Origin of the sequence: Pseudomonas putida, assembly GCF_030159595.1 — a bacterium.
Taxonomy (GTDB): domain Bacteria; phylum Pseudomonadota; class Gammaproteobacteria; order Pseudomonadales; family Pseudomonadaceae; genus Aquipseudomonas; species Aquipseudomonas putida_AC.
In genome coordinates this window covers 148,184-167,091 of the sequence record NZ_BSKJ01000004.1, presented here as the reverse complement: position 1 = coordinate 167,091, position 18,908 = coordinate 148,184, and the positions used below count along the sequence as shown (strand labels likewise).

Annotated in this window: 15 protein-coding genes and 1 pseudogene; 5 read left to right on the top strand and 11 right to left on the bottom strand. The window is 55.6% G+C overall.

Features of this window, described 5'->3' with window-relative positions:
* Positions 1 to 169 precede the first annotated feature (169 nt).
* The 4 genes from QQL85_RS10650 to QQL85_RS10635 all read left to right on the top strand — a co-directional run bounded on the left by QQL85_RS10650 (position 170) and on the right by QQL85_RS10635 (position 4,326).
* Positions 170 to 1,240, top strand: coding sequence for an isocitrate/isopropylmalate dehydrogenase family protein (locus tag QQL85_RS10650; RefSeq protein ID WP_284353770.1), 1,071 nt, complete (start codon positions 170 to 172; stop codon positions 1,238 to 1,240).
* A 95-nt stretch (positions 1,241 to 1,335) separates the two neighbouring features.
* On the top strand, positions 1,336 to 2,628 hold the full coding sequence (gene otnK / locus QQL85_RS10645; protein WP_284353771.1) for a 3-oxo-tetronate kinase: 1,293 nt from the start codon (positions 1,336 to 1,338) through the stop codon (positions 2,626 to 2,628).
* Entirely contained in the window at positions 2,625 to 3,260 is a 636-nt protein-coding gene (otnC, locus tag QQL85_RS10640; protein ID WP_284353772.1) for a 3-oxo-tetronate 4-phosphate decarboxylase, read from the top strand. Before otnK ends, otnC begins: the two co-directional genes overlap by 4 nt.
* Before the next feature lie 7 nt (positions 3,261 to 3,267).
* Positions 3,268 to 4,326: an AbrB family transcriptional regulator gene (locus QQL85_RS10635; RefSeq protein WP_284353773.1), complete on the top strand. Its 1,059-nt coding sequence runs from the start codon at positions 3,268 to 3,270 to the stop codon at positions 4,324 to 4,326.
* A gap of 29 nt (positions 4,327 to 4,355) precedes the next feature.
* On the opposite strand, the gene QQL85_RS10630 is transcribed toward QQL85_RS10635, so the two are convergent.
* From QQL85_RS10630 to QQL85_RS10580, 11 genes and pseudogenes are all read right to left on the bottom strand, one after another.
* Positions 4,356 to 5,273 carry a GntR family transcriptional regulator gene (locus tag QQL85_RS10630; RefSeq protein WP_284353774.1) on the bottom strand — a complete coding sequence of 306 codons (918 nt, stop codon included), beginning with the start codon at positions 5,271 to 5,273 and terminating at the stop codon, positions 4,356 to 4,358.
* A gap of 214 nt (positions 5,274 to 5,487) precedes the next feature.
* Positions 5,488 to 6,828: a CitMHS family transporter gene (locus QQL85_RS10625; protein WP_284353775.1), complete on the bottom strand. Its 1,341-nt coding sequence runs from the start codon at positions 6,826 to 6,828 to the stop codon at positions 5,488 to 5,490.
* Between the two features lie 57 nt (positions 6,829 to 6,885).
* On the bottom strand, positions 6,886 to 7,629 hold the full coding sequence (gene phbB / locus QQL85_RS10620; RefSeq protein ID WP_284353776.1) for an acetoacetyl-CoA reductase: 744 nt from the start codon (positions 7,627 to 7,629) through the stop codon (positions 6,886 to 6,888).
* A gap of 181 nt (positions 7,630 to 7,810) precedes the next feature.
* Positions 7,811 to 7,909: pseudogene (locus tag QQL85_RS10615) on the bottom strand (hypothetical protein); the annotation flags it as partial.
* A gap of 84 nt (positions 7,910 to 7,993) precedes the next feature.
* Positions 7,994 to 8,719 (bottom strand): ABC transporter substrate-binding protein, encoded by a 726-nt coding sequence (locus QQL85_RS10610; RefSeq protein ID WP_284353777.1) that lies wholly within the window; start codon positions 8,717 to 8,719, stop codon positions 7,994 to 7,996.
* A 21-nt stretch (positions 8,720 to 8,740) separates the two neighbouring features.
* Positions 8,741 to 9,994, bottom strand: coding sequence for an OprD family porin (locus QQL85_RS10605; protein ID WP_434482130.1), 1,254 nt, complete (start codon positions 9,992 to 9,994; stop codon positions 8,741 to 8,743).
* Between the two features lie 167 nt (positions 9,995 to 10,161).
* The gene (locus tag QQL85_RS10600) at positions 10,162 to 11,478 is read right to left on the bottom strand and encodes an MFS transporter (RefSeq protein WP_284353778.1); all 1,317 of its coding nucleotides are present in this window, start codon (positions 11,476 to 11,478) and stop codon (positions 10,162 to 10,164) included.
* Positions 11,479 to 11,538: 60 nt separating this feature from the next.
* Entirely contained in the window at positions 11,539 to 12,591 is a 1,053-nt protein-coding gene (locus QQL85_RS10595) for a lactonase family protein (RefSeq protein ID WP_284353897.1), read from the bottom strand.
* A gap of 255 nt (positions 12,592 to 12,846) precedes the next feature.
* On the bottom strand, positions 12,847 to 15,525 hold the full coding sequence (acnA, locus tag QQL85_RS10590; RefSeq protein ID WP_284353779.1) for an aconitate hydratase AcnA: 2,679 nt from the start codon (positions 15,523 to 15,525) through the stop codon (positions 12,847 to 12,849).
* Positions 15,526 to 15,675: 150 nt separating this feature from the next.
* A complete protein-coding gene (locus QQL85_RS10585; protein ID WP_284353780.1) occupies positions 15,676 to 16,563 on the bottom strand; it encodes a LysR substrate-binding domain-containing protein in 888 nt (295 codons plus the stop codon).
* Between the two features lie 44 nt (positions 16,564 to 16,607).
* Entirely contained in the window at positions 16,608 to 17,363 is a 756-nt protein-coding gene (locus QQL85_RS10580) for a hydroxypyruvate isomerase family protein (protein ID WP_284353781.1), read from the bottom strand.
* Positions 17,364 to 17,836: 473 nt separating this feature from the next.
* Between QQL85_RS10580 and QQL85_RS10575 the strand changes: the two genes are divergently transcribed.
* Positions 17,837 to 18,760 (top strand): LysR substrate-binding domain-containing protein, encoded by a 924-nt coding sequence (locus QQL85_RS10575; RefSeq protein WP_284353782.1) that lies wholly within the window; start codon positions 17,837 to 17,839, stop codon positions 18,758 to 18,760.
* The last annotated feature ends 148 nt before the right edge of the window (positions 18,761 to 18,908 follow it).

Genomic DNA, 18,908 nt, shown 5'->3' with positions numbered 1-18,908 from the left:
ATTGGATTTGAATGCAATAAAATGCAATCGTGCGAAGCCAAAACCTATTCGGTGAATTTGGCTTGTCTGCGAGAAGCGAGCAGGCCCCCTTCGCGCTTGGAACATGCCGAAGGCATGCAAAAGCCGCTTGTTCTGCTGGACTTTTACCTATTGGCTCAAGGAGAGTGTGATGCGGATTTTGGTACTTCCCTGCGATGGCATTGGCCCCGAAATCATTGAATCCTCGATGCGCGTACTGCACGCTACCAATCAGAAATTCAATCTCGGTCTTCACTTCGACTACGACGACGTAGGCTTTGTGAGCCTGGACAAATACGGCACTACCCTGCGAGATGAGGTGCTCGAAAAAGCGAAAACCTATGACGGAATAATCCTAGGTACCCAGTCCCACGCTGATTACCCGGCGCCAGAAAAAGGTGGTCGCAACGTCTCAGCAGGATTTCGCATCGGGCTGGATCTCTACGCCAATGTGCGCCCAGCACGCACACGCCCGTTTATTGAATCGAACATGAAGCCGGGCAAGGCGATGAACCTGGTGATCATGCGAGAGGCCACCGAAGGGTTCTATCCTGACCGCAACATGTCTCGTGGCTGGGGTGAGGTCATGCCATCCCCTGACATGGCACTCTCAACCCGCAAAATCACGCGACATTGCAGCGAACGCATAGCCCGTCGCGCCTTCGAGTTAGCGATGAAGCGCAACCGTAAAGTGACCGCTATTCACAAAGCCAATAGCTTTCACATGACCGATGGATTGTTCCTGGAATGCGTTCGCCATGTCGCCCAAGAGTTTCCCCTGGTCGAGCTCGACGACCTGCTGGTCGATGCGTCAACGGCTCATCTGGTGCGTAACCCCGAGCGCTTCGACGTAGTGGTTGCGACGAATTTCTACGGGGACATCATCAGCGATCTGGCTAGCGAGCTGTCCGGCAGCCTCGGCCTAGCGGGTTCGATCATGGCCAGTGATAGCCACTGCTGCGCTCAAGCCCAGCACGGCTCAGCACCCGACATTGCAGGCAAGGATGTCGCTAACCCGGTTTCGATGATCCTCTCGGTTGCAATGCTACTCCAGTGGATGGGGGAGCATCATCGTGTGCCGGTGCTGCATGAAGCAGGTACAGCGATGGAGCAAGCGGTAGACGCCATATTGGAAACCCCCTCCAACCGCACCGCTGACTTGGGTGGCCAACTCGGGTGCCGTGCCTTTGGCACGGCCGTCGCGCAGGCCATCTCTGGCTAGCAGAACGATGTTGCACACGAGGGTGCGCCAGTACGGGAGGAAGCGGCGCTCCATTTACTTACCTACGCCTTGACTCAAGCCGTGAGCGCTTGAGCATGGCATTGGAGGATTGGGCTTTGAGTCAAGTATTACTGGGCTGCATTGCTGACGATTTCACAGGCGCAACAGACCTCGCAAGCATGCTGGTCAGGAGTGGGTTGCGGACTGTGCTAGTGATCGGTGTACCTCAAACGCCGCTCGATGCGAACGTCGATGCCGTGGTTATTGCACTTAAAACAAGAACGATGCCACCCGACGAAGCAGTCGACGAGTCGCTAGCTGCGCTTGCGTGGCTCCGAAAGCTGGGCTGCCGCCAGTATTTTTACAAATACTGCTCCACTTTTGACTCTACTAGCCAAGGCAATATCGGCCCCATCGCAGATGCACTGATTGACGCCCTCGGCCTCTCATTCGCACTAGTATGCCCGGCTTTCCCCGAAAATCATCGAACGCTGTACAACGGCCATTTGTTCGTGGGTGAAACGCTGCTCAGCGAGTCCAGTATGCGCGACCACCCACTTACGCCGATGACCGATAGCAACGTTGTGCGCGTGCTCCAACAGCAGACCGCGCGAAAGGTTGGCTTGATCAATCATTCCGTTATCCAACAGGGCGCCGAAGCTGTGCGCCAGGCATTCGCCAACGCGCAAGAAGATGGCTTCACCTATGCGGTCGTCGATGCAATCAGCAACCATGATCTTCAGGTAATAGGTGAGGCAGCCAGCGACCATGTGCTTGTGACCGGTGGATCTGGTGTCGCTATGGGGCTTCCGGGCAACTTCCAACGACGGGGTTTGCTCGCTGATACTTGCGCAGCATCGCTCACTTCACACGTTGATGGATATGCAGCGGTGCTGTCGGGGAGCTGCTCCAAAGCAACGCTCGACCAGGTCGAGCACTGGAAATGCACTGGCCGGCCATACCTGGCACTTGATCCACTGCTTCTCGCAAAGAACCACGACAAGATTAATGAAGCTTTGGCGTGGGCAAAGCCTCTGCTTGTGGGCGGGCCTGTGCTCATTTACGCAAGCGCATTACCTGCAGAAGTGAAAGACATTCAGACATGCTTAGGCGCCATGGCAGCTGGCGAGATAGTTGAGCACGCCTTGTCCCAGATTGCAGTGGGCTTACGAGACGCGGGAGTCAACGCTTTCGTAGTCGCCGGAGGAGAAACCTCCGGGGCTGTAGTGAGAGCATTAGGTATAACCGCCCTACGCATAGGTGATCCTATCGACCCAGGCGTGCCCTGGACGACAGGCACGGGTGATTACCCTATAGCCCTTGCGCTGAAATCTGGGAATTTCGGCTCCCGCGACTTTTTCTCCAAAGCGCTGGAGTTAGCACCATGAATGAGAACAGGCAGCGCGAAGAAATCGTGCTATTGGGTAAATCCATGTACGACAGAGGGCTGACTCATGGGGGAACCGGGAATATCAGTGTGCGCCTTGACGATGGTTGGCTACTCACCCCTACGGGCTCTGCGCTTGGCCGCCTCGATCCTGCCAGACTGAGCAAACTGGACTGGAATGGTCGCCATATTAGCGGTGATAAACCGTCGAAGGAGCTGATACTGCATCTCGCCATGTATCAAGAGCGCCCCGATAGCGGCGCAGTGGTGCATCTTCACTCGACTCACTCAGTTGCTGTGTCAGTGCTCGAAGGGCTTGATCCTGACGACCTGCTGCCAGCGATTACCGCCTATTACGCCATGCGGGTCGGGAAGCTACCTCTAGTGCCCTACTACGCACCTGGCGACCCCGCATTGGCTGCTGCGGTACGCTCGTTCTCCAGCAATCATCACGCCATGCTTTTAGCACATCACGGGCCGGTTGTAGCAGGTACAAGCTTGAGCGCTGCAGTCGACGCGACAGAAGAACTTGAAGCTACAGCAAGGCTGTTTTTGCTTATCTTCCAGCACAAGTTCCGGACGCTGACGCCGGAGAACATCGCCGAAATCCGCCGTCTCTACCCACTTAAGTGACCGTCAAATGCAAGCTAGCTTGAAGCAATGGTGGGCTACACCTCTGATAGGTATCGGTGGAGCCCTCCTCGCTGTAATCGCAAACTGGCCTCTTCCCTGGATCGTCGGATCGATGCTAGCCGTGATCGTTGTCCGTTGCTCTGGATGGTTGATCGCGGAAATCCCGAATGGACGAAAATCAGGCCAATGGCTGATTGCTACATCCATTGGCCTGCATTTTACCCAGCCGGTAGCTCAAGAAATTTTCAGTCATTTTCTGCTCATGCTCGCTGCCGCCTTCCTCACCTTGATATTGGCGCTTGCAGGTATCGCTTTCATGAGACGGCAAGGCATGGATCTCACCACAGCCTATTTCGCCTTCATGCCGGCGAATTTTGCCGAGATGATTCAACTGGGCATGCACTACAAGGCCGACGTCAGTCAAATCGCTGCGGCCCACAGTATTCGATTGGTGCTGATAGTGCTGAGCGTACCGCCGGCCATGTTTCTGCTCTTACACCTTTCACCCGCCGACTCAGTTCAAGACCGCCTGCCTGCAGACTGGATATGGCTCGGTCCCATGCTGGCCGGCGGTGTGCTGGCAGCCCTGCTGTGGAAACGGGTGGGACTGCCCAACCCATGGATGTTCGCCCCCATGGCCTTGTGCGCCCTGCTGACCGCGACATTCGATCTGCGTACAGCCTTACCCGTCGAGCTGAGCGAATACGGTCAGCTGATGATCGGTTGCGCTCTAGGCAGTTTTTTCGACAGGGCGTTCTTCCGCAGATCGCCGGCCTATCTTCTGAAAGTGGTCATATTCACTCTCTGTATGATCGCGGGAACGTTTCTGTTCGCCTGGGGCTTCGGAGCACTCTCTGGCCTTCCAGAACTGACCATGGCACTGGGAATGATGCCTGGTAGCAGCACCGAGATGTACCTGACAGCAGAGGCGCTACACCTTGGCGCCGGAGTGGTAACAGCCATGCAGATCATGCGCTTGGTGGTCGTCATGGTATGCGCGGAACCCGTTTTGAAACGCTGGCTGGCCCAAGAAGGCCATGAACAGAATGATGAAGGATCCGGGTAACGGCTTGAAGGATCACTCCTCTGGAAGCCTCACAGGGTCTTCAGCGTTTTTTCGACCTTCGGGCGAAGGCCAAGGATCGGCGATTTGCGCGCAAATGAGCCACTGAGATGGCGCTTCATGAGATGTGCTGCCTCCAGGTTGTTGCCCTCGACGACCAGTTCCACCATCCGCAGGTGCTCGGCGCACTGACCATACATGCGCTTGCGATCGATCATCGCGCGATACTCGATCAATCGCCGCATGTTGTTCAGTTGCTTGAGGATCAAGAGGTAGTGGGGGTTACCTGAGAGGCTGATAAGCTCTTCATGAAAGCGAATGCCGGACTTCAGTAGGGCGTCCGCTGGCAGCGTTTCGATCCCTCCCGATAACAAGTCCTGCTGCTCTCTCTTCAAGCGCCCCAGTATTTCCAGATCGTGATGAAAATCGCTCTCCAGCAACGCTGCCGGCTCAATCAACGCACGCACCTTATAGATTTGCTCCAAGGCCTCAGGCGTTTTGGCTACGTCGAGAAAGCGCCATCCATAGCCAGGCTTAGGCTCAGCCCAACCGACCTTCGCGGCCCGGTTAAGGATGTCGGTCACCTGATATTTAGTCAGGTTGTAGCGCTCTCGCAGGTATTTTTCAGTGACCTGGGGAGGTATCGCATCGTTCAGCCAATCCTCTGAAAGCTGGTAATACTCCTCAGGCTCTTCAAGCGAGGTTACCTCATCGATCGGCCCTTGAAGAGCATTGGCAATGCCAATTACAAAAAAACCTCGATTTGGGATTTGTTCAACGACGCCCTGCTCTGCCAGAAGAGTCAGTGCTTCCCGCGCAGGTGAACGCGAAACCTGGAATTCATCCCCTACTTTCTGAGCGCTCAAATGCGAGCCAGGGACAAGGTCGCCAAATTGAATTCGGTGCCGAATTTGAGTGACGATTCGCTGGACGAGGGAACTGGATGTCATGCATGTAAACCGAAAGGGGAGAAGGCCGAATGTGCCATCAATCGGCTGCGACGCCCGTCAGTATACGCGAGAGCGTACCTCAGCCGTTATGGCTGATTTTCACCCTTCCCACAGCGCGCTCATCGTATTTTCCATAGCAAAGATGGATGCTTCACTTCCCCCGGAAGTCAGGGCTCATGTCACGCCGACAAGAGCCCTGCTAACCATTAGACGATCACGCTGCCGTGGAGTACCAAGGATACAACCCGAACGCCATCGATGCGGCCATGATGACGAGGCAAAGCAGCAACGACCACTTAAAGGTGTATTTCTGGTGGTCACTGAATTCCACGCCCGCAAGGCCTGCCAGCAGATAGGTCGATGCTACCAATGGACTGAGCAAGTGAACCGGCTGGCCAACCATCGACGCACGCCCGATTTCCGCCGCACTGATCCCATACGCTTCGGCAGCATGCGCCAGAACAGGCAGCACGCCATAGTAGAACGCATCGTTAGACATGAAGAACGTACCGGGGATACTGATGATTGCCGTGATCGGCGCCAGGTATGCGCCCCAGCTATCCGGCAAAGCCCATAGCAGCGTTTCAGACATTGCCTTGACCATCCCGGTACCCGAAAGGATCCCGGCGAAGATGCCTGCGGCAAGGAAAATGGCTATTTGATTCAGCGCTGTTGGCGCATGCGCCGCGATCCGTCGGCGCTGATCGTCGATACCTGGATAGTTAATTACCAAGGCCACCGAGAAAGCCAGCATGAACAGGATGGGCAGCGGCAACAACTCAACAACAAGACAGCCCATCAACGCGATAGTCAGTACCGCGTTCAACCAGAACAGCTTAGGACGACGAAGCTCTGCATTCTCATCGCTGAGAGTGAGCAGGTCGCTGATGTCATCATCCGAAACGCTCGCATGCCGGCGCGGATCACCCGGAAGCGTCAGTGTCCCCAGCCGTTTACGCTCTTGCAGTCCCAGATAAAAGGCCAATGCCAGGACACTCAGGAAGCCAATTACCATCGCGGGTATCAATGGCAGGAACAGCTCTGTGGTTTCCACCTGAAGCGATGCGGCAGCACGTGCGAGTGGGCCACCCCACGGCAGCAGATTCGTGACACTCGCAGCGAGGATAACCACGCAGGGCAATATAAGCGGGTTGATTTTTAACCGTTTAAACAACGGCAGCATCGCAGTAACCGTGATCATGTAGGTCGTCGACCCATCACCATCAAGTGAAACCATTCCTGCCAGCAGTGTGGCGAAGAGCACTGCCTTGGCAGGGTCACCCTTGATCAGTTTCAAGAAGGTGCGGATAACGGGGTCAAACAACCCGGTATCAAACATCATGCCGAAGTACAGAATTGCGAACATGACCATAACTGCAGTCGGGGCGACTTTGCGTAACCCTTCAATCATCATCAGGCCCATGTCGCCCGTAAAGCCGCCCAACATGGCGAAGATGATGGGTATGGTCGTCATCGCCACCAATGGCGCAAGTCGCTTGGTCATGATCAACGACATAAATGTGATGATCATGCCGTAGCCAAGAATGGACAGCATTGTTATCTCCGAAGCAACATTGTAATTGTTATAAGCTATTACTGCCGAACTGGTTACTCAGCTCATATGTAGGCCGCCGTTAATAGCAAAGTCAGCACCCGTTGCGAACGCTGATTCCTCCGATGCCAACCAGGCACACATTGAGGCCACCTCCTCAGGCGTGCCCAACCGTTTAACAGGGATGTCTTGAATCACCTTGTCCATGCGCTCGTTTTCAGTAATTGCTTTCAAGCGTGCGGTGGCAATGTATCCAGGCGAAACGGTGTTTACAGTAACGCCACGTGCTGCGACTTCGCGGGCGAGAGCACATGTGAAACCCCGGATAGAAGATTTAGCAGTGGCGTAGTTTACTTGACCGACGTGGCCCAGCTGAGCGTTGACAGAGGAGATATTGATCACCCTGCCCCACCCCCTTGCGGTCATATCATCAATGACCTGTTTGGTGACGTTAAACAGAGAGTTCAAGTTGGTATCGATAACCGTCTGCCAGTCACCTGGAACCATATCGCGGAAGAGGACATTACAGGCAGTCCCGGCATTGTTGACCAGCACATCAATCGGGCCAACTTCTTTTTTCACCTTGTCGAAGGCTTTGACCGTGGAGTCCCAGTCTGCAACATTGCCTTCGCTCGCGATGAAATTAAAGCCTGCCTTCTTTTGCTTTTTCAGCCATTCGGTACGGATAGGAGAATCTGGGCCGCAGCCGGCCACAACGATGAATCCGTCTCTGGACAGACGCTGACAAATGGCAGTTCCTATACCACCCATACCACCGGTGACAAATGCAACTTTCTTGGACATGACGTAACCCTTATAGTTTTTGTAGGGACGTATAGCTGACGCTGGAGGTGCGTTTCAGCTCCAGACTCATCCTAGAAAGAGCCAAGAAAAATTGAAATTGGTCTTTAGGAAAGACAGCGTTCTCAAGCCGAGAACGCTGCACATCTGGAGAAAATGTCGACAGCGCGTTTGTTACGAGATATTAAATAGCGAGGCTTCGTTCTCTTAATTCACTATTGAGAACACGGTCGTTTTCACTGTAATCCACAAGGCAGTCGATCACATGCACGCCCGGATTGGAAATACAGTGATCCAGCAGGACGGTATGCCCTTCACTTCCAAATACGAGAGGCCGTCTCCGACCTCTTCCACTTGACACTTCGTTCTACGGCGCAACCGTCACGTCCGCCTGACCGCTCTGAGCCAGTGCGTCGTGAACGAAACCTTCAGCTTTCTTACGCTCCACAAACGCCCGGACGTAAGCAGCGCCGGCATCCCGTCCTCGCGGCACCGCCATCGCCTGACGGATAGACGTAAAGGCGTCATCAAGCACGCGATAACGAGGGTCGAGATCCGCGACCTTCTGGAGGGGCTGGCGAACACCAGCGGCGGCATCCAGCTTTTGTTCAAGGAACAGATCAACTGCACCTGCCGAGGTTTCAGCGCGTTCGAGTTGGGCATGCTTCAGCGTGCGGCTCAGGAAAAGGTCATAGGCAGCACCTTTGCCAACTGCCAGCCTCACACCGTTCTGGTCGAGGTCTGTCACGGACTGGAATGGAGAATCACAGTCAACTAGGTAGGTGCCTTCAATGATGACGTACGGTTCACTAAACGAAATCTGCGCCTCTCGCACCGGCTCGATAGCCAAGAACGCCAGATTCCACACGCCTTCTTCCAATGAGGCGAATACCTTGCCGGCAGCGTCGAAGGTTCGCATTTCCAGCGATACGCCCAACTCCTGTGCCAAGGACTTGGCGAGCGCTACTGATACGCCTTGAGGCTCACCGTTCGGGCCACGCTGAGCCAGTACGGGGTTGCCGAAGTTGATCGCAGCATAGAGAACGCCTGTTGGCGCCAAATCATCAAGTACCGCAGGGGTAACGGCTGTCATGTGGTTCTCCTGGAGAGGGAATTACCAAATTGGCAATGTGTAGGAAACGATCAAGCGATTCTCATCAGCGCCACGCGCGAGGTTTGAGCGGTAAGCCGCATTGCGCCAACGGATACCAACATTTTTCAAGGCCCCCGACGGGAAGACGTAGGCGATGTCGGTATTGCGTTCCCACTCTCGCCCCTCGCCGGTATGAGTAGCGGCATCAGCGTGATCACCTTTGACATAGCGAGTCATAAAGGTCAGCCCGGGAATACCGACAGCGGCGAAGTTGTAGTCGTACCGTAACTGCCAGGAGCGCTCACCTGGTTCAGCGAAATCGTTGATCTGGATGTAGTTCGTGAGATACGGATCAGTGCCATTGAGGAATGGCATTGAAGTGTCGCCGTTCATCTTTTGGAGCCCAAGGCCAACTGCATGGCCGCCCAGGCTATAGGTGAACAAACCACTGAGAGCACCACTGTCGATAGCGCCAGCGTTCGCGTTGCCAGCATCGTCGCTCAGCATGTACCGCAAGTCGCTTTTAAGCTTACCGGGGCCGATGCTCCATGTGTGATTGATACCAAAGAAACTCTGCCGATAAACGTCCTGCAGCTCGGCGTACTGGTAGCTAATCGTTAGCCCTTTGTTGACGGCATAATCGAATCCGCCCACCCAGTAATCGTCACCTTCCACAGCACCGGCAAACCGACGGTTCTTGTTGTTCAGGGTGATTTTCTGAGCGTTGGTAGAGTCACGATCAGTCACGCGATTGAAGCGTGCGCCTGTCAGTGTGAGGCCCTCGATTTCGTTACTGGTTACCAGGCCACCTTCGAAGGTCTGCGGCAGAATCCGCCCGGTGTTGGCCTGTACCGTCGGCAGCTTAGGAATGAGTGTTCCGTACTTCAGCTCGCTTTCGGAAACCTTCACCTTGGCGGTCAGGCCGAGACGACTGAATTCATCGGCAGCACGCCCATCATCATGTACCGGCAGCAGGCCGGAACCAGATCGGTCAGGGCTTGAATCCAGCTTGATACCCAGCATCCCCAACGCATCGAGACCAAAGCCCACAGTGCCTGGGGTGTAACCAGAACGGAAATCGAACAGGAATCCCTGAGCCCATTCATCCCGCTTCGATTGGCCGGTACCATCGCGGAAATCGCGATTGAAGTAGTAGTTCTGCAGTTGCAGGCTTGCCTTGCTGTCCTCAACAAAACCCTCTGCGCTGGCGGTGCCGACGACCAGGCAGGGGGACAGAGTGATCAGGGTACGCATGATGTTTTTGTTGTTGTGCATCTGGCGATTCCATTTAGTTGGCATGACGCTGCCCAACCCATGATTGAGCTAGGAAGGATTTGCTTGTTACGGGGATTGCTTCGCTACTGCGAGCCGCTTCGACGCACTGGGCAGGAACTGTCGAAGCGACTCGGAGCCTTGGGCAGGCCGCTGCGCGGCCAGGAGCATCAGTGGGCCGAGGCAGCCACTGGTTGATCAGGCTCGCTGTTGGTGACACGCATCAGGGCCGTCATCAGGAAGGCAATGACCAGCAGTGCGCTGAGGAAAAGCAAGCCAGTGGCAGCACTCTGGCTGCTGCCTTTCACAACGCCGATCAGCGAAGGCCCGACGAAGCCGCCGAGGTTACCGATCGAGTTGATCACAGCAATCGACACCGCTGCGGTCGCGCGGTCGAGGAACAACGTCGGCAAGGCCCAGAACGGCGACTTGAAGCTGTAGAGGCCCGACAGCGCGACGCAGATCATCGCCATCGACGCCACGGCACCGGGCAGCATGCCTGCACCGATCAGGCCGAGTGCTGCGACTGCCAGCGGAATGGCTGAGTGCATTTTGCGCTCGTTACGGCGGTCGGAGCTGCGCGACCAAATGATCATCGCTGCGGTGGCAACGATGTAGGGCAGCATGGCGATGAGACCGATCTGGGTGTGGGTCAGGTCGCTGGAGAAGCCCTTGATGATCTGCGGCATCCAGTAACCGACGCCCAGGCTGCCGCATTGATAGACGAAGTAGATGAAGGCCAAGTACAGCACCTTCTTGTTGACCATCGTCTTGAACACACTCAGGCGCTTGACGTTCTTGCGGCTCTGGCGGTCGCGCTCAAGCTCCGCAAGCAACCAGTCTTTCTCCTGCTGAGTCAGCCATTTGGCCTGCTCGGGTTTGTCAGTCAGAAAGAAGAAGCAGGCAACGCCAAGGAATACGGCTGGAACGCCTTCAAGGAAGAGCATCCAACGCCAACCGCTCCAGTCGAACCACTTGATGTTGTCCATGATCCAGGTCGAAAGCGGCGCGCCAATGATGTAGCTGACCGGGATTGCCGCCGTGAACAGCGCGACTGTAGTGGCCAACTCCTTCGAGCGGAACCAGTAGGTCAGGTAGACGATCACGCCCGGGAAGAAGCCCGCCTCGGCCACGCCTAAGAAGAAGCGCAGCACATAGAGCTGGTTGGCGGTCTGGGCGAAGGCGGTGGCGGCGGCAATCGCACCCCAGGTTACTAAAATCCGAGCGATCCAAACCCGCGCGCCGAACTTGTTGAGCATCACGTTGCTCGGCACTTCGAACAGGAAATAGCCGATGAAGAAAATCCCTGAAATGAAGCCGAACGCCTCGCTGGTCAGGGCGAGTTCCTTATTCATCTCCAGCGCGGCATAACCAATATTGGCGCGATCCAGATAGGAGACGATGTACAGCAAGAACATGAACGGGATGATCCGCAAGGTAACCTTGCGAACGACAGCCTGCTCATCGACAGTTTTGTTGTTGTTCATAGAGACCTCATCTAAGGCGAACCGTAGCTCGCCCTTTAATTGTTATCGTTACAGCAGGTATCAGGCGGAAAAGATCATGCAGACCGGACTACCGGTCGAGGTCGAGAAGCCTGTCTTACTCAACCCTCCGCTGTTTTGATCGACAGCGAAGGACACGATGCTGTCGCTGTCTTCGTTGAGGGCAAACAGGAAACGCTGGTTTGGCGTTAGGGTGAAGAAGCGCGGCGTCTTTCCTTCGCTCGGTACGAAATCGACCGGGCTTAGCAGGCCACTTCCTTGGTCAATCTTGAACACAGCAATGCTGTCGTAACCGCGATTGGAGGCGTAAAGGAAACGTCCACTGCGATCCACTTCGATCTCGGAAGCACGGCTGTTGCCGGTATAGGTTGCAGGCAGCGACGGCAATACCTGGAACGGCTGCAGGGCACCACTGCGGGAGTCGAAACGGTAGCTGGTTACGGTTGAGTCGAGCTCGTTGATTACATAGGCGAAACCGGCTTTCGGGTGCATTGCGATATGACGCGGGCCAGAACCCTCGCGGGCAATAGCGAATGGCTGATCGGCGGGATGCAGCTTGCCGTTGTCGAAGCGGAAGCTGAACACTCGATCCAGGCCCTTATCCGGTACCAGAACGTAGTTCCCTGTTGCATCAAACGGGTTGAAGTGCGGCTTGGCGAAAGGCTGCTCAACTCGGTGAGGGCCAGTAGGGCCTTCAAGCTTGAGCAACTGGTTGATACCGCCCAGAGCGCCATTTTCTTCCACATTCAGCACCGCCAAGGTGCCGGTAATATGGTTGGAAACCACCAAGAACCGCTCGCTGGGATCCAGCGTCAAATGCACCGGATTCTTCCCTTCGCAGCTTTGGCGGTTGAGGAAGGTCAGCTTTCCACTTGCCTTATCTACGCTGAAGGCACTGATCTCACTACGGTCGCCATGGACAGTGTAGAGACGATCACCAGCGCGATTGAGGGCAAGAAACGAGGGGTTCACCAAGTCGTCGACCAGTTGCACCTGCTCCAGCGTGCCGGCTTCTTGATCCACCCGATAGACCGTAATGCCATCACCACGGGCATTACGCTCCCGGGTTGTGCGCGATCCGACATACGCGAACATAGGGGTATTACTCCCGCTTACAGAATTGTTTGAAGACATGGCACTCGCGGCGCTGACCAGCCCTGCAGGCAGCAATGAACCCAGAATACCGAGCCCTGTGGCTATACCTAAGTGTTTGATCAGCGTGCGACGGCATAACCCAGCGTGCATGACGCTCACAGGGTCAGGCGCAACAACGTTGAATTGTTCGCGATCCATGGACGTGTCCTTCTTATTGTTTTGGCCAAGTAGGGCCCGCATGGGGCCCTTGAATGATCAAGCCCGAGTACGGGCAACAACCTTGCGGATTACGAACGGGAGCACACCACCGTTGACCAGGTAGCGCACTTCTTGCTGCGAATCCACACATGCAATCAGTTCAGCCTCATCACGACGGCCATCGGCGCGATGAATGATCAGCTTGATCAGGTTCTCGCCTACAACCAGCTCATCAAGGCCCAGGAAGTCGAACTGCTCGCAGCCATCCAAACGAAGGTCATCAACGCTTTGGCCAGGTTTGAAGACCAGAGGCAGTACGCCCATGCCGATCAAGTTGCTGCGATGAATACGCTCGATGCTTTGCGCGACCACCGCCTTCACGCCAAGAAGGGCCTGTGCCTTCGCAGCCCAGTCACGGCTGGAGCCAGCACCGTAGTTGATACCTGCAAAGACCACCATCGGCGTCTTTTGCAGGGCGTAGCTTTTGGCGGCCTCGTACAGCGGTAAGCATTCGCTGTGGTCAGCATTCCACGCCCAAGCGCCGAGCCCTGGCTGCTGATCGCCAAGGAGACGGTTCTTCACCGATTTGTTGGTGAAGGCACCACGCAGCATCACTTCATGGTTACTACGACGAGTGGAATACTGGTTGAGATCCTGTGGATCCTCTCCCCGCTCCAGCAACCACTGGCCGGCCAAGCTGTTGGCAGGGATCGCGCCTGCAGGCGAGATATGGTCAGTAGTGACGTTATCGCCAAGCACCATCAGCGTCCGAGCACCATTGATAGCCAAGGACGCTTTGGGCTGCGCCTGGATATCCGCCAAGTATTGCGGACGGCGGAGATAGGTAGACTCTGGGCTCCAGGGAAACTGGACGCTGCCCTCGGCAGAAAGCGCCTGCCAATGGTGCGTACCATCCCAGACGGTCGCCAGGCGATGCTGGAAGAACTCCGGCTTCACGACTTTGGCGACCTCATCGGCAATGTCAGCATCGCTTGGCATGAGATCCTGCAGGAATACCGGCTGGCCATCAGCACCCATCGCAAGCGGCTGCGAAGTCAGGTCAATATCGATGGTACCGGCGATGGCATATGCAACGCACAACGCCGGGGACGCCAGATAACCTGCTGGCACTTTAGGGTTCACCCGGCCTTCGAAATTTCGGTTGCCGGACAACACGACCACGCCTTTGAGCCCCTCATCGGCGAAATGCTCAACGTGTTCTTCGAGCTTTCCGGAGTTGCCGATGCAGGTCATGCAACCGAAGCCGGCCAGATCGAAGCCCAGGGCAGAAAAGTCTTCCAGCAGGTTGGCTTCAGCCAAGTAGTCTGCGACCACCTGCGAACCAGGCGAGAGTGATGTTTTTACCCACGGCTTACGCTGAAGACCCAGGCTCCTGGCCTTGCGAGCCAGCAAACCAGCTTGAATCATCTGTGCCGGGTTGGCGGTGTTGGTGCAGCTTGTAATGGCGGACATCACCACAGCACCGTGAGTGATTGACTGACCGAACGAAGGCTCGAAGAAGCTCTGTTCTTGCGGAGCTGTGATCAGCTTGCCGCCGCCCAGCACTTCATCCTGGAACGACGCTGCAGCCTTGGAAAGAGGCTGACGTTGATGGGGTTGGTGCGGCCCTGCAACACTCGGCTCGATGCTAGCCAGATCAAGCTCAATGAGCTCGTCAAACTCCGGCTCAGCCAGCTCGTCGCGGCGCCAAAGCGGTTGGGCGCTCATGTAGGCGATGACTTGCTCGCGCAACTTGGCCGAACGACCGCTGAGTTCGAGGTAGGCTAAAGTCTCGTTGTCGAATGGGAAGAACACAACGGTCGCCCCGTACTCGGGTGCCATGTTGGAAACCGTGCCACGGGCTGCCCAACTGAGCGTCGAAAGCCCTGGGCCGGTGAACTCCACAAACTTACCCACGACCGAGCGCTTACGCAGAATTTCGGCCACATGCAGGGACAAATCGGTAGCTGTTACGCCTGGCCGCATGGCATTGGTCACGCGGATACCAATCACTTTCGGGAAACTGATCGGTACCGGCTCACCTACCATGGCGGCCTGCCCTTCCAGACCACCGACACCCCAGCCCAGCACACCAATGGCATTGATCATCGGCGTGTGGCTGTCGGTGGCGACCATGTCATCAGGGTGGAGCAAGCGCTCGCCGTTGGCTCCGCAACTTTCCCAGACGACCTGGGCCAATGCCTCCATGTTCATCTGGTGAATGATCCCGGTACCCGGTGGGATTACACCGAAGTTGTCCAGGCTCTTCTGTGCCCATTTGATGAAACGGTAGCGCTCACTGTTGCGGCGGAAGTCGATATCCAGATTCTGCTCGACCGCATCTGCCTCGGCGTAGCGCTCGACGATCACCGAGTGGTCGATAGTCAGTACAGCCGGGATCAGCGGGTTCATCGCCTGCGGATCGCCACCCAGTTCGGCGACAACATCCCGCATGCCGGCAAAGTCGGCCAAGGCTGGCAGGCAGGTGGTGTCATGGAACATCAGGCGGTTGGGCTGGAACGGTACTTCGCAGTCCGGGCCCTGCCCGATAGCTCGAGCCAAAACTGACGGCAATGCTTCTGGAGAGCAGCGTGCAACGTTCTCCAGCAGGATACGAATGGAATACGGCAGCTTTGCAAGCTGGCTGTGATCAAGCATCTTGCTCAGATCGACAATCGTGAACGAGTCATCACGGATTGTCAGGGGAGTAAAGAGGTCGCAGGCAGTCTCGGTCATGCTCATTTCGCTCGGCTTCTTATAGTGCTCGCAGGCATGCACGGAGCCATGCCTTATGCGGTTGAGCCGATACTAAGAGCAGTCTGAGAAGATGAAAATTGGTCAATTACCACAACAGCGTTCTCCAAACGAGAACGCTAGCGGACTGCTCTAATCTGGCAGTTTCAGATGATCGATAAACGTTTTCAGTGTGGGTGATGCGGCCTCGTACTTCCTTACCACCAGTAAAAGCGTGCGGTGCGCCCATGGCTCATCCAGGGTCACTGCTTTCAGCTTATGGCTGCGCAAGTACTGATTGATGACACTGCGAGGCAGCACAGCGATACCCAATCCCGTAGACACCATTCGACACATGCAGTCGAAGCTGCTGATTCGAATACGCAGTTTGAGGCTCATACCTAGCTTTGCGGCCTCCCCTGTCAGCAAAGTGTGCATCGAGCTTTCGAGGTGAGGGCCAACGAACTCATGCTCCAGCACCTCCTTGAATTTGATGGCCTTACGCGTGGCAAGCTCATGGCCGCTGGGAACCACCAAGGTCAGTTCATCATGCCTGTACGTCAGGGTCTCAAGCCCCTCTGAGGCTGTTTGTGCTGCGATGATTCCAAGGTCAGCTCGGCCATCCGCTACTGCTCGAATCACCGCAGAGCCCACTCGCTCCTCGATATCAAACTTGATCTGTGGGTAGAGCTGGGCAAAGCCATCAACGTCTTGCGGCAAGAATTGGGATAACGCGGAAGTGATGGCGTGGATTCGAATATGCCCTTTGACCCCGCTGGCATACCCACTCAATTCAGTGTCGAGCTGGGCCATGGTTTGCTTCAGTTGCCTGGCATAGAACAGCAAAGATTGCCCTGCAGGAGTCAACTCGACCCCACGAGCATTACGCAGCAACAGAGGGGAGCCGATTTGCGCCTCAAGCTCAGTAATTCTCTTGCTAATAGCAGAGACTGCGACGTGCTTGATGCGCCCGGCCCGAGTGAGGTTGCGCTCTTGAGCAACAGTGATGAAAAGGTCAAGGCTAGTGAGGTCGTAGCGCAATGTTCGAGTCCTGGTTGATAGCGTTTCAAGCTCCGCGAATGCGGTTACAGACCGTCCCTGAATCGACTCATCCATCCAAGCGTGTCCGCAGTTACAGCAGTAGGATGGTACTCGCAACCGATCCAGCCACTGTAGCCAAGCTGTTGCAGCATGTTGAGCAAACTCAGGAAATCCATGCTACCTGTACCTGGTTCATGACGCCCTGGCCAGTCAGCAAGCTGTATATGCGCAGTTCGATGATGATAGGCCCGAAGCAGACCTATCGCATCCTGCGTCAGCACCTGGGCATGGTAGAGATCCAGGATCAGACGAAGCTCTGAAAAGCTTTCAAGGACGTCCTGAGCCTTATGGAAATCCGAGAAGAAGTAACCTGGCACAGCTTCTGTGCAGATCACCTCAACTAGCGGAACCAAGCCATGATCACGTAAGTGCTTGACGCCATAGTCCAGATTTGCCTGGAATACACTGCTAGCTTGGTCAGCCACACTTACACCCGACATCAGGTGCACATTGGCGCAGCCGAGTGCTTTGGCGTACTGGACGGCTACCTTCAAGCCATGACGAAACTCTTCTTCTTTCCCCGGAACGGCTGCAAGGCCCTTCGTCTCACCAGCAGGGGCGGCGAACTGAACAAGCTTCAATGTGTGCTCTTGAAGCAGATCTGCCAGCACCGAAGCGTCGTAGGCATAAGGCGAAGGAAACTCTACGGCTTCGAAACCTACCTGGGAGGCTGCAGCGAAACGCTGGAGAAAAGAAAGCTCAGTGAACTGAAAACCTAGGTGCGCGTTGAAGTTGAGCATTGGGTCGTTCCGTCATTCGAAAACATGTGTCCGATTGGTCGCACCAGGGATGCGTAAGCCATCGTAAGGCGCAGCCATGCTCTTGAGAATTGTCGAGTGGCGAACAGATCTTTCTCTTGACACGAAGCCTGCAAGACTCCAAACGTGCGAGGCTATTACGTTTGAAGACGCAGTTGTCTCCCTCGAAATTTTGCAGACCGTGCAGTAGGTTTGAAGCCAAAGCGAAAAGCAGCGGCCTGAAGGCCGAAGAGACGGTCTCCCTTAGAGGCCCAGCCTTGCCTTCCGGCAAGGCAATCCAGAGGCGATTCATACTGCCTCATGGCGCTCCAACAAAAAGGCCTATCGCGACGCCTGAAAACCGCCGAGCTTTCCTCGCTTACAGGGTTCGTTGGGGGTGGGCGCAAGCCTGGTGAGCTCAGGCATAATGGACGCTACCCCATGCGTTCCCCCTTACTTCATAAGGTCATTCTAAAGTGCCCATTGGTGATCCCCGAAATTTGAGCGATCTCTTCTATTTCGCGAAGGTCGTGGAAGCTGGCGGTTTCGCTGCCGCAGGTCGCCTACTTGGTATTCCGAAATCCAGGCTATCCCGGCGTATTGCAGAATTAGAGCAGCGGCTAAACGCTCGCCTCCTCCAACGAACAACACGCAAATTGCAGCTCACTGCGCTAGGTGAGCGGTACCTTCGCCACTGCCAGGCAATGCTTTTGGAAGCAGAGCAAGCTGATGAGGTGATTGCTAGCGCAACCAGTGAACCGAGAGGCCCTCTCAGGGTGAGCAGCCCAGTCGGGCTAGCAAATCAATTTCTCAATCCCTTGGTTTGTGATTTCCTGGCGCAATACCCTCATGTCCAGCTCGATCTGCTTTTGGTGAATCGGCGTGTCGACTTGATCAATGAAGGTATTGATGTAGCGCTTCGGGTTCGCGAAGTAGAGGATGAGGAACCAAACCTTGTCACCAAGCGCTTACGCGAGGCCCGTACAGAGGTTGTTGCCTCCGCAGACTTTCTCGCCGCTCACCCTGTTTTACATCCTAAAGAGCTGATGGGACTCCCATTCCTGGGGGCAGTAGATTCTGATCGGTTGGCCAGAATGCGCCTATTCAATGATGCTGGCGAACGTTTCGAGATCGCCATACCGGCCCGTTTGGGCGTGGAAGATTTCATAATGCGTAAAGAGGCAGCGTTGGCGGGCCTGGGGTTCACGGTTTTGCCATTAATGCATTGTGAAAGCGAGCTAGCCAGCGGCAAACTTGTTCGCATGCTCCCCGATTGGCGCTGCGCTCCTGCCTGGCTCCAGGCGGTCTATCCGCACAGGCGTGGAGTGTTGCCCGCTGTCAGGGCTTGGCTGGATCATTTGGCACACGCGTTCGATCGTTGCGGTGACCGGCCACTTTAGGTGGCTCCACCAGCACCTACTCGTCAGCTATCCTAATTTCATTCGATGAGCTTGCCCCTGATCAAAGTGTGATTTTGATGATTCGTCAAAAGCAAAACCATGCTAGCTAGCCCGTTGATCGATAAAGGGAATGTTAGTTTTGATCAAT